2 protein-coding genes and 1 pseudogene are annotated in these 14,149 nt (G+C 33.7%); 2 read left to right on the top strand and 1 reads right to left on the bottom strand.

Annotation, left to right across the window (positions count from 1 at the left end; genetic code table 11):
• Positions 1–133 precede the first annotated feature (133 nt).
• Positions 134–2,173, top strand: a pseudogene (dndD, locus tag HN894_15430) (DNA sulfur modification protein DndD).
• Complete coding sequence (locus HN894_15425; protein ID MBT7144713.1) at positions 2,163–3,761, top strand: DndE family protein; 1,599 nt, start codon at positions 2,163–2,165, stop codon at positions 3,759–3,761. Before dndD ends, HN894_15425 begins: the two are co-directional and overlap by 11 nt.
• Positions 3,762–4,094: 333 nt before the next feature.
• On the opposite strand, the gene HN894_15420 is transcribed toward HN894_15425, so the two are convergent.
• Positions 4,095–14,099, bottom strand: a complete 10,005-nt coding sequence (locus HN894_15420) for a T9SS type A sorting domain-containing protein (protein MBT7144712.1) — start codon at positions 14,097–14,099, stop codon at positions 4,095–4,097.
• Positions 14,100–14,149 lie beyond the last annotated feature (50 nt).

The following is a 14,149-nucleotide window of genomic DNA, read 5'->3' as shown; positions in this document are numbered from 1 at the left end:
TATTTTTAGTCAAGTAAATATACAATTATTGAGACTCCTTTTTATAAAAAGGTAACTTCCACTTCTGAAAATTCGTTATGCTTTGTTAATTGTAGCGTAGAGAAGTTTTGAATTGAAAAATTAAGGAAACTTTAGAAATATTGCTGATTTGTCAACAAGCCATGATAAAAATCTAATACTAATTGGTGGAAAAAATGGTTTTGGGAAAACCAATTTTTTACTTGCATTAGTTTGGTGTTTATACGGTGATAAAATAGAATTCATTGATGAAAATTTTAAAAAAGAAATAAAAAAGGAAAAGAATTTTTCTCAATTTATTAAGCAAACACTTAACTGGGAGGCCGAAAAAGAAGGTAAGTCAAATTTCTTTGTCGAATTATACATTGATGAAATTGAAATTCCAAAAGAAAACAGCTTTGATAATGTTTATACAAAATGTAAAATAAAACGCGAATTTGATATAAACACTATGCGTGATAACTTGGAAATAACATTTCAGGAAACAGAAGAAAATGTATTTACAACTGATGATGAAAAAATTGATTTCATTAATGATTACATTGTGCCACTTGAAGCGGCTAAATTCGTATTTTTTGATGCAGAAAAAATTGCGAGTCTTGCCGAACTAACCACAAAAGAAGAGGGCGAATTTATGAACGATGCTCTTGGTAAGTTACTTGGTTTAGATATTTATGAAGGACTTGTTTCAGACTTAGAAGTTTATTCTAAAAACTTAAAAAAGGAAGGAGCAACCGAAAATATTAGGGAACAAATTATCAATACCGAAGATGCAATAAAATTAAGTGAAAACAAAATTGATGATTTTGAATATAAAATTCTGGAAATAGAGGAAGAAATTCAGAAAGCAAAAATTCAATTAAAAGAATACGACAACTTTTTAAACCAGCACAGTAAAAAGGCTTTACGGAATTACAATCGTGAAGAATTGACAAAAAGAAAAGATGTTTTATTGACAAGCGAAAAAGAATATGAAAAAAAATTCAATGAATTAAGCGAGATTTTACCATTTGCAATAGCATCAAGTTCTTTAGAAGAAGTTTTTGAACATATCAACCAACAGGATAAACAAAAATTATCGAAAGAAACTACAAATAATTTGCTAGAACAATTTGATGAATTTATTGAAACCCTTTTCAATAAATCGCCAAATGAGGAAAGTATGACTTTCAAAGCAAAAACTTTTTATTACAACAAAGCACAAGAATTGTATAAAAGTATTTTTAAGGTTGATAGTAAAAATACCGAATTACAATTTGAACACGACTTAAATAATGTTGATAAAGAATTAATTAAAGAAGCATACAACATTATTTTACAGCAATCAAAAGAAATTATACAGCAAACTATTGAAGGCTACAACAGAACAAAAAATGAAATACAAGAATTAGAAACTACTATTCGTCAGATAGATGCAGATTTACAAGACGAAACTATTTTGGAGTTTTCTACAAAAAGAGAAGATACTCAAACCAAAATTGATAAACTCAATATCCAAAAAGGAGCATTGGAAAATGAAATTACTAAACTAAAAAAGGATATATCAAAATTCAATCAAAAACTTGAAGTACTCAGCAATAAAGTTGAAACCAGAGATAAATTGAAAAAGAAATTAGAAGCGACAAACAATTACATAAAAGTTCTCAACTTGTTTATTGAAAAGCAGAAAAAAGCGAAGGAAAATAATTTAGGCAAAAATATTTTCGCAGAACTTCAAACATTAATGCACAAACTACAATCTGAAAATCTGTTTATCGAAGATGTAAAAGTTCACGCATTACCAGAAAATGGAGGATTAAAAGTTACTTTGTATAATTCGGATGGCAATCCGATACCAAAAGAAACACTATCACAGGGAGAAAAGCAACTTTATATATCATGTTTAATTAAAGCAATGTTAAATGAAGCGATACAAGATTTTCCGATATTTATAGACACACCACTTGGCAGACTTGACCATGAGCATATTAACAATGTTTTGTTATCGTATTATCCTGATTTAGCTAAACAGGTTGTGATTTTAGCTACTAATAATGAAATTCCGCCTTCTCGATTTAAACAGATTGAGAAAAATGTATCAAGTGCGTATTTATTAGTAAATAAAAATAATAGAACTACAATTCAAAACGGATATTTCCAAAGTTATGAGAATTAGAATAAGCAAAAGAAACGATGAACTCATCGAAAAAATAAAAGACCTTTACAATTTTAAATTTGAAGGTATCGTTCCCCGAATTGCATTTTCGTTTAGTTTACAACTTGGAAAACGTTTCGATTTGGAAAATGCAAATATTCCAAGTGCTGACGGTAGGGACTGGCGTGATGATAGAGGTCTGTTCGGTACATCAATAGGCAATCGCTCTAATTATGTGATATTCAAAGCTCTTTTAGACGAACATTATGGACGTTTATTATATGAAGATGAGTTTTCAAAACTATTTCGTTCACACTTAGATTTTGGACTTGAAAAAATAAACAACGATTTAGAAAATAAGAACATAGCAGGCGGTTATCATGTGAACTATTTAATGAAAATGGTAAAAGACGGATTAAGTATTTTGTCAAACAAGCCGAAAATAAATGTTCAAACAACTGAAAATGCTAATCTTAAAGAAAGTAAAGAATTAATAGAATTTGAGCTTGGCACAGACGAAAAAAATGAACCAGTTAAAATCAGATTAAACGACTTAAATGAGTTTGATAGTAACCATATTGCAATTGCAGGTATGACTGGCTCAGGTAAAACAGAGTTAATCAAAGATGTTTTATATCATATATCAAAACAAAGTGAAAATAATATTAATTTCATTTTCTTTGATTACAAAGGAGAACAAAAGGAAAAACTAACAACTTTCTTAGAAAAAACAAATTGCCAATTTGTTGATGTACTTAAAGATAACTACGAGTTTAATCCTTTAAGTATTATTAATTCAAAAGATGACGATATAAGAGATAATCAAATTCTTACTTTTTCTGATATTCTTTGCGGATTAGCTAATTTAGGAACAAAACAAGGTTTAAATCTAAGAAAAGTTATTCGAGATTATTTTGAAGAGAATAAAAATTCTATTCCAACAATTGAAGATATTTATGATTGTTTACTTTTATATTATGAAGAAACTAAGTTAAAACCTGATACACTAATTGATATTTTTGATAAATTATCGAGAGGTATTTTTGCTGTTCCAACAAATCCTAATGAAAAAATTTACAATCAAAACATATACTTGAATTTACCAAGTAGCATTCCTGAAACTGTTCGCCAATTAACAGTCTTTTTTACTTTAAAATATTTATTAAATGTTTTCAGTAATGCTACGGATACTCAACCAGACGAAAACAGAATAAAACCTTTGCGTTATATTGTTGTAGTTGACGAAGCTCATGTTTATTTAAAAAACAAAAATGCAAGAGTAGCACTTCAAGAAATGCTAAGAATTGTAAGGTCAAAAGGAGTTGTAGTAATAATGCTTTCGCAAGGTGCAGACGATTACAGACAAAAAGATTTTGATTTTTCATCACAAGTTAAAATACCGATTTGTCTAAACGTTAAAAACAAAGACTACAGAATAATTGAACCTTTTGTAGGAACACCGAGCAGTAAATTCAAATTAGAGCAAGCGATTGATAAATTACAAAATGGATACGGAGTAATAAATATCAAAGAGCCGAAACGTATTGAAATAAGACAATTTTGGAAAACCATGAAAGAAGAAAGAAAAATTGACAGTCACTATTATTAGCCGCCATATTTTAGACAATAATTCAATCAATTATAGGATAAGGTAAATATGTGATTTTCTTACTGTTTTCTATTGTTCCCTGCTGGGGTATTGAGTTTGCTTGGTTATTTTGTTACTATAAACATATAAGCTCTCCCAGCTTGATTAACAGTCCATAGGACTGAAATGTTTATAGAAATAGAGCCTCCCAATCAATCAACAACTGTAAAGCAGTTGAATGAAAAATGGAACGAAGTTATAAAATGGATTTTTGCACCCCACCTGACAGGTTTCAAAAACCTGTCAGGTCTGCATTAACACAATTTCTAAGGTATGTAAATATAAGGTTTTTGTTTATTGCAAAACCAACTGCCCAACAAAAACATTATCGTCAGTTTTGATTGTTACAAAATATACTCCTTTCGGATTGTTGCTTAGGTTGATGCTATTTTTATAATTGTTGGTATGTGATGAAATTTGTTCAGAATACACAATTTCGCCAAGAACATTATGAATTTTGACATCTATATTTAAAGAATTGATATTGTGGATTTCAATAAAAAATTCGCCATTATTCGGATTTGGATAAATCTTGAAAAGAGTTGTCAATTCAGTATTATCAATTCCTATCACAGAAATATCATATACTTGCGAAACCGAAGAACATCCATTTTCGTTTATTATTTCAACAAAATATACACCGGAAACAAGAGCGAGAATTTCATTTTCCGTTTCTGTAAGCAGATTCCCATTAAAATACCAATTATAGGAATATCCGGAAATAGTTAATAATGAATCACCTCTTTGAGTAATTGTTGGCATTGGTGGATTTTCATGAACTGTTAGCATTACGTCGTCTGATACCTGATTAGAATTTGACAAATCCGTTACCATCAGCGTATATGTAGTTGTAATCAAAGGACTTACAATAATGGTTTCGCTAGTATAATTTCCAGGTGTCCACAAAAAGGAATTATTTCCTGAACCTCCTGAAACACTTGCACTAAGAATTGCAGTTTGGTCTTTACATATTACTTTGTCGATGCCGGCATTTACAATCATTACTGAACTTCCAACCGTAACTGTCATATCGTCTGTTCCTGTACAAGAATTACCGTCTGTAACATTTAAGGTGTACATTGTTGTTACACTTGGATATACATTAACAGTTTGCCCAATATAGTTTCCTGGCGTCCAAACATAAGTGTAATTTCCATCGCCACCACTTGCAATTCCCGATAAAGTAGCGGTTCCTCCAATAACTATCGACTGGTCCGCTCCAGCATTAGCAATTGGCACATCATTAATTGTAATTAAAACTTCGCCTGTGCCTATACATCCGTTTGTGTCTGTTGCCGAAAGAACAAAGGTTTGTGTAGCTGCCGGAGTAATTTCTATACTTTGACTTGTAAAACCTCCCGGATTCCAGATATAATCGTAACTCCCTGCACCTCCAATTGCGAGTCCATTTAAACTTACTATGTCGCCAAGGCATGAAGTTTGCGGAAATCCTGCATTCACAACCGGAAGTTCGTTTACAGTTATCAATACATTATCTGTTCCGCTACAATTGTTAGAATCAGTTACAGAAAAATAATATGAAGTTGTTACAGAAGGATTTATATTTATAGTCTGACTTGAGTAATTTCCAGGTAGCCATAAAAAAGAATTCCCGCCACTGCCACCGGAGACTATACCTGATAGAGTTACCGATTCTCCGCTACAAACTATCTGAGGAAAACCTGCATTTGCAATCGGAACAGGATTTACAGTTACTATGATTTGGTCGATTGCAATTTCGCTATTTGTCTGATCGGTAATTGTTAAAGTATAAACAGTGGAAATTGCCGGTGAAACAGAAATGCTTTGACCGCTTAGATTGCCGGGCATCCAATCGAAACTATATGATCCGGAACCTCCCGTTGCTAAAGCGTTTAATATTACTGAATTGCCATCGCAAATTTCCTGATCTGGTCCTGCATCGGCAGATAGTCCGGCACTTGATACAAAAATAGTAATATCGTCTGAGCCGGAGCAATTGTTACCATCAGTAACCATCAAGTTGAATGTTGTGGTTGCTGTTGGACTAAGCATCACCGACTGTCCAATCATATTTCCTGGTGTCCATATATAAATATAATTGCCATCGCCACCTGTAGCACTTGCATTTAATGTTGTTGAACTGCCTACATTTATGTTTTGGTCGATTCCTGCATTTGCCACCGGACTATCATTTACATAGATAGTAACTTCTGAATTTCCTGTACAGCCATTCATATCGGTTGCTAATAAAGAAAATGTTGTAGTTGCTGAAGGAGTTATTTGAATTGATTGTCCTGAGAAACTTCCTGGATTCCATTCATATGAATAACCACCGGCTCCTCCAACTGCAATTCCCGAAAGGTTTATCTGACCACCAGAGCATGTTGTTTGCGGAATACCAGCATTTACAACAGGAATATTATTAACAGTAACAAGTACATCTGCAGAACTTGAACAGTTATTTACATCAGAAACTGAAATTGTAAATGTAGTTGTTGCGAGTGGAGAAACTACAACAGATGATCCTGAAATTGTTCCCGGATTCCATTCGTAAATATAACCACCGCCGCCATTGCTTGCATAAGCATTTAGAACTACACTATCGCCGGCACAAATTTCTTGAGGAAGACCTGGATCTACAACAGGATTTGGCAGAAGGCTAACAGTCATTTGGTCGGTGCCAGTACATGAATTTTCATCTATTACTGTCAATATATATGGAGTTGTAACTGTTGGGCTAACTTGAACTACTTGTCCAACAAGATTTCCGGGTTCCCAAATGTAACTGTAGCTCAAACTTCCTGATGCGGTTGCGTTTAATGTTGCAATTTCGCCTGTACAAATAAATTGATCAACTCCGGCATTTGCAATCGGATTAAAATTAACGGTAACTATCACTTGGTCGGTTGAACTTGTTTGGGCAATACTGTCAGTAACTGTTAAAGTATAAATAGTAGCAATAGTTGGGCTAACACTGATTGTTTGTCCTGTGAAACCGCCGGGAGACCATTCAAATGAATAAGCACCGGTTCCGCCAAAAGCACTTCCTGACAAAGTGATGCTATTACCAACACAAACAGAAGCATCCGGACCAGCATTAGCAGTTATGGTACTACCTCCTTGTACATCAATAAATACATCGTCATCTGAAGTACAGCCAACATTATCTGTAATTTGCAAATAATAGGTTGTTGACATAGATGGAGATACTGTGATGGTTTGACTTGTCAGATTTCCGGGTTGCCAGCTATAGCTATATGGTGGAAAACCGCCAGTAGCTGTAGCAATTAGATTTGCACTATTCGGATAATTTATACTTTGGTCAGGTCCGGCACTTGCCAATATATTGCTGACCAAAATATTAATATCGGCATTTTGTGTACCACATTGGTTTGTAACAGTTACAGAATAATATCCTGTAGTACTAATTATTTGTATTTGTGAAGTGCCTCCATTCGACCATGAATAGACCGAGCCCGAATTTCCAGCATCGAGCGATAGGGGAGAACCTTCGCAAATTGTAGTATCAGAGCCCAGATCAACTATTAGGTTTGAAGAAGATTCGCTTACTAAAATTGTATCAACAGAAAGACCGCAAGGATTGGTTACAGAAACGGAATAAGTGCCACTTTGGAAAACTGTAATTGTCTGAGTAGTATCACCGGTTGACCAAATGTAAGATGTTCCGTATGCTCCGGCATTTATAGTTGCTGAACTTCCTGAGCAAATAATTAGGTCGCTGCCAAGATTTACAATATATGCAGTATCTAATTCAAAAGCTCCAATAGAAGGATTGTAGTAATTTCTGGCAACTCCATCATAGTCATCCGGAATTCCGGGAACTTGTACTCCGGCAGCATAAAGATTCGAATTACAGGTTCTTAAATTTGTTGTTGCAAAATAATCCGGCGATACATTTATTGAGTTTAAATCGTAGCTGTATGCCTGCCACTGGCTTAGTGTGCTATAAGATGAACTTCCATAAACTAAATTGCTTCCATTTGTCCAAAAGCAATTATAATCTGAGCCACCTCCGGAAAATACGCTACTATAATAATTATATAAATACATTGCATATCCGGTGCCTGTGTTTGCAAATATGTTGTTTTTAAAATTCATATAATATGAATCTCTAACATATATAGCTGAACTTGAGCTGCTTGTACTCGAAACATTTATGTTGTTGTAATAAAAATCGTTGTAGTTCGAATCATCAATATAAATTCCGTAAGTGCTTGAATTATAACCTACTTGTATTAGATTATTTGCAACTAAGGAATAATCACTGTAATATATATAAATTCCATAACGACCACTATTTTGTCCAAAAATGATAGAATTTTTTTGAATTGAGGGTGAATTATCACAATATTCCAAATAAATCCCGGCAGCACTCGACATAGAACTTGTTCCGGTGTATAGCATTTCATTCGAGTGAATATCATTATAATCACTATAACTCATATAAATAAATCTGAAATATGATTCTATAGAGTTGGTTTCGAAATAATTGCTATCAATAGATGCGTAATTATGATATTTCATTTCAATAGACCTGTATTCCTGATTGAAAAATGAGTTTTCTTTAATTGTCATATAATCACAATAGTACGATGAACTTGAGCTTCCATAAAAATAAATACCATAACTTCCATCTTCGAAAATATTATTGTGAAACTCAATATTATTGTTTTCGCCTGAAGATGAATACATTATCGCATTGTCTGTGCTTGTACTACCGTTTGTTGAACCTTTAAAACGATTTCCTTCAAGCATAATATTATCGCTATTACTGGCAAAACTGAATAGTTTCCCAATATTGCTACCTGAACCTACTTCGAATGTCATATTGCGGAAATTGATATAATCAGAGCCATTTAGTTGAACTAATGCAGATGAACTCAAAAAATTGCTTACAATAACATCGTTATAATCTCCGCTTTCACTCTGGAAACTGATAGTATTTGATGATGAAGTTCCCGTTATACTTCCAAAATACATGTCTTCATAATATGTTCCTTGGCGGATGTTAAAAACTACTGGTCCGCATACTCCACCAGAATTTAAAGCAGTGATTGCTTCAGAAATTGTTGTGAAATCTGGATTTAATCCACCGATAGAATAATTTCCGTTCAGGGCTAAATGTGTTGGACTCGTTTGTAAAGTGTCGTTGTAAGCATAACCCTCTGTGTTATTGTTTGGGAAAGATGTCCATGCTTTTATGGTATTCGAACTGCCAATTGAAAAGTTATATGTTCCAATTACAATATCGTCGCTTACTTCTCCTTGAGCTAAGTTTCCTGTCCAGGCATAGGCTAATTGAATATTAGCATTTACCTCATGCGATAAGAAAACTGAAGTTAAAGTGTCCACACCGAAATTTTTTATTTTTACAATTATGCTTTCATCATTCAAATAATTGTCGCATAATATTGAACTTGTTGCAATTTCATAGATTCCTGCATCTGAGTCAGGAATGTCAAATTCGTAAACTCCAATATCTGGATTGGTAGTTGGCCTTAAATTTCCATTGTAATCGTCGCTAACACCTGCGATGGGAATACCTGCACCATCTATTAAATATTGCCGTGAAAGAAAAATTGAGTCATGCTCAAAAACCGGATCGCATTCAATGGAATTACTGTCCCAATAAGATTGCCACTGGCTAAATGTTTGATTACTACTTGTATAAACCGGATAGCTTCCATTTGTGTAGAAGCAATTGTTGTCTGAACTGGTGAAAAAGCTCGAATAATAATTGTATAAATAATAAGCATAACCCGAACCGGAGTTGTAAAAAATATTGTTTTTAGAATTAATGTAATATGAATCTCTCATATAGAAAACACTTCCGCTCGACGAGGACGAAGTAAGTTTAAATGTATTATAGTAAAAATCGCAATAATCGCTATAATACATATAAACGCAATATGAGCTCGAATTATAGCCAAGCTGAATCATATTGTTTGCAATTTTTCCATTTTCCGACTCATAGAGATATATTCCGTATCTTCCTGAATTTGAGCCATAAAAAACAGTATTTTTCTCAATATTAAAACTATAATTACAATAATATAAATAGATAGCATAAGAGCTTGACATACTGGATGTTCCAGTATATCTAATGTCATTGTGAATTATATCGGAATAATTACAATAATTTAAATGAATAAATTGAAATGAACTTTCATTTGTATTGGTTTCAAAATAATTATTTCTAATATCAGAATAATAATGATATTTAAGTTCAATTCCTCTAATTGTCTGGTTTCTAAACAAATTCCCATCTAATGTAAAATAATCGCAATAAGAGCTAGTGCTTGAACTTCCATAAAAATAAACGCCGTAACTTCCATTTTCGAATCTGTTGTTTCTAACTTTTATATAATCGTTTGCTCCTGTACTTGAGTAAATTAAAGCGTTTTCTGTGCCCGTAGAACCTGTTGATGAGCCTGTAAGAAGATTGTTTTCGATATTAATATAAGAGCTACTGCTGTTTACTTGAAAGAGTTTTCCGATACTACTTCCAGATCCTATTTGGAAACCAAGATTTCTGAAAGTTATATAATTTGCCCCATTGAGTGTTACAAGTGCATTGCTGGTGAGAAGGTGAAAAATATTCACATCGGAGCTATCGCCTGTCGAAGACTGAAAAATAATTGGGTTATATGTAGAATTTCCTTGAATAGAGTTTAAATATATTTCTTCGTAATAATCGCCCGGAGCAATATTAAAAATTACTGAATCACAAATTCCTCCATAATTTAGTGCAGTAATTCCTTCATTAATGGTAGAGAAATCCGGATTGGTTCCTCCGATTGTATAATTTCCTGCCAAAGCCAAATGTGTACCGGCAATCTCTAAAGTGTCATTATAGACAAAACCTTCGGCTGAAGAGTTTGGGTTGCTTGTCCATGATTTTATTGAATTTGAGACACCAATATCAAATTGGTATGTACCTACTACTATATCATAAATTTCCTCGCCTTGCAGCAGAGAACCAGTCCACTGGAAAGGAGTTTGCATATTGCCGTTTACTATCCAGTTTATAGTTACAGAATTTAGAGTATCTGTGCCGTAATTTTTAAAATCGACCATAATAATTTCGGCTGCTCCATTATTGTCGCAAAGTTCCAGGTTGTTGTTGATGTCAATTATTCCAGCATCGTTTTCAGGAATTATAAATTCAAATGCTCCTATATCTGGTTGCGACAAAGGTCGTGGGTTTCCATAAAAATCGTCGCCAATTCCTGCAACAGGCACACCGGCACCGTCCATAATGTACTGCTGAGTAAAAAAGGAAGTGTCGTTCTCGAAATGAGGATTGGCTTCAATAGAATTATTATCCCAATAAGATTGCCATTGACTAAATGTCTGATTGCTACTAGTATATACAGGGTAAGAGCCATTTGTATATAAGCAATTAAAATCGGAACTGGTAAAATAGCTTGAATAATAATTATATAAATAATAAGCATAGCCCGAACCAGAATTATAAAATATGTTGTTTTTGGATTCTATATAATAAGAATCTCGCATATAAAGTACGCTTCCGCTCGACGAACTTGAGGTTAATTTGAAAGTATTGTAATAAACATCCATATAGTCAGCATAATACATATACATACAATAAGAACTGGAATTGTATCCCACATGAACTAAATTATTGGCAATTGTACCATAACTACATTCATACACGTACAAACCGTAACGCCCTGAGTTTGTCCCATATTCAATAATGTTTTTCTCAACTTTTGGATAATCGCAATAATACAGATGTATGCCGTAAGAACTTGACATAGTGCTTGTGCCGGTATAAATCATTTCGTTTTCTATAACATTCGAATATCCGGAACAATAGTATAAATACATAAATTTATAGCTGCTTTGTGTTGTATTGGTTTCGAAAAGATTGTCTTCTATAGTCAAATAGTAATGATATTTTAGCTCCAATCCTGTTATTACCTGATTTTTGAAATAGTTATTCTCAACCCTAAAATAGTCGCAATAGCTGCTTGTGCTGCTACTTCCGTAGAAATATATTCCGTAGCTGCCATTTTCAATCCGATTATTTTTTATAACAACATAGTCGTTTGCTCCACTTGCCGAATAAATCACAGCATTTTCGGTTCCTGTGCTTCCAATTGTTGAGCCATTGAAATAGTTGTTTTCGATGTTAATATTGTTGCTTCCGCTAACTAAATATAATAATCTTCCGGAGGTGCTTCCTGCTCCAACTTCGAATGATAGATTTTTGAAAGTGATATTATTAACTCCGTTCAAAGTTATCAATGCGTCGCTTGATGCTGAATTTGTAAGTATTACATCGGTGCTATCACCACTTTCCGATTTAAAGGTAATTGTATTTGTGCTTGAACTACCTGTGATAGATGAAATTGAAATATTTCCATAGTAAGTTCCCTGACGAATATTGAAGACAACAGCTCCGCATATCCCACCGTTTGTCATAGCATTTATTGCTTCCGAAATACTTGTAAAATCAGGAGAAGTTCCGCCTATAGTGTAATTTCCGGAAAGGGATAAATGATAAGCTGATGATGAAGCTAAGTCGTTAAAAGAAAATCCTTCGGCGATATTGTTTGGTAAACTTGTCCATGCCGAAATCGTATGAGACGAGCCAATAGCGAAATTATAGCTTCCAATATTTAAGAAATCACTTTCTACGCCTTGATTTAAGCTGCCTGTCCATTGATAAGGTGTTTGAACTATACCGTCCACATCCCAATTTATTGTAAGGCTCGTCAATTGACTTGTGCCAAAGTTTTGAATTTTCACAAAAACACTTTCTGCTCCACCATTATTATCACAAAGAATAGAACTTGCATCAATTTCAGAAACTCCAGCATCGTTGGCCGGAGCCGAAAATTCAAAAGCTCCAATATCAGGATTTGTAATTGGCCGTGGATTTCCAATAAAGTCATCATTAATTCCGGGCACGGGAATTCCAGCATTGTCGAGCAAATACTGACGGGACACAAAATCTGAATCGCTTTCAAAAAATGGGTCTTCATTTACTGAAAAATTGCCCCAATAAGATTGCCACTGACTAAAGCTCTGGTTTCCATCTCTATAAACAGGATAACTTCCTGAAGAATACAAACAATTGTAATCGCAGCTCGAAAAATTTGAACTACTATAATTGTACATATATACAGCATAGCCACTTCCTGAATTGTAAAAAATGTTATTCTTTGAGTTGTTATAGTAACTGTCTCTGTAGTAAATGGTTGCTCCACTACTCGATGTACTTTTTTGTTTGAATGTGTTGTAATAAAAATCGAAATAGTCAGAATTGTAAACATAAACCGTATATGAACTCGAGTTGTATCCGTTCAAAACCAGATTGTTAGCTACATCTGCACTGCTGCATTCACTAAAATACATACCGTATCTGCCCGAATAGTCGCCAAATAATATCTCGTTTTTATCAATTTTTAAACTTGATGAGCAATAGTACATATACAAACCGTATGAGGAAGAAAGGGTACTGGTTCCGGTATATACAAATTTGTTGTGCGAAATATCAGTTCCGCTATTACAATATGAACAGGAAATAGCTCTATATGAAGAATTTATAGTATTAGTTTCAATGAAATTGTTTTTCACCGAAAGGTAATAGTGATATTTCAACTCAATAGAATAATAAAACTGATTGAAGAAATGGTTATCCTCAATTGTCATATAGTCACAGTAAGAACTTGTGCTGCTACTACCGTAGAAATAAATACCATAGCTGCCATATTCAAAATAATTATTGATAATTGAAATATTATCGTTGGCACCACTTGCGGAGTAGATAATTGCATCGTCTGTGCTTGTAGTTCCAAAAGCAACACCGAGAAAACGGTTGTTCAGAAGCGAAACATTGTTCGATCCACTGTTTATTTGAATAAGTTTGCCAATGTAGCTTCCGGAGGCTATCTTAAACGTCAGGTTTTGAAAAGTTATATAATCAACACCAGAAAGTTGTACCAAAGCTGTTGAAGTAAGCAGATTTGTTATTTCTACATCTGAACTATCGCCGGTTTCCGATTGAAAAGTGATAGTTCTTGTAGGTGAAACATCTGTTACCGAGCCAATAGAAAAGCTCTCGATATACTGCCCCGGCCGGATATTAAAAACTACATGGTCGGAAACTCCATTCGCAACCAAATCGGCAACTGCCGCAGATAAAGACACATAATCAGAACTGTCTATTCCAATAGTATAAGTTCCACTTAATGCCTGACTATTTCCAATTTTGGAAAGTGATAATGCAAAAATAATTGTAATAATAAGAAGTAAGTTTTTTTTCATTTTTTTAGGTTTATATGATAAACATTTTTGATTAACTAGTTGGTTTGAAT

It is taken from the genome of Bacteroidota bacterium, assembly GCA_018692315.1.
In the GTDB taxonomy this organism is placed as follows: domain Bacteria; phylum Bacteroidota; class Bacteroidia; order Bacteroidales; family JABHKC01; genus JABHKC01.
This window is presented reverse-complemented; position numbering and strand designations above follow the sequence as displayed.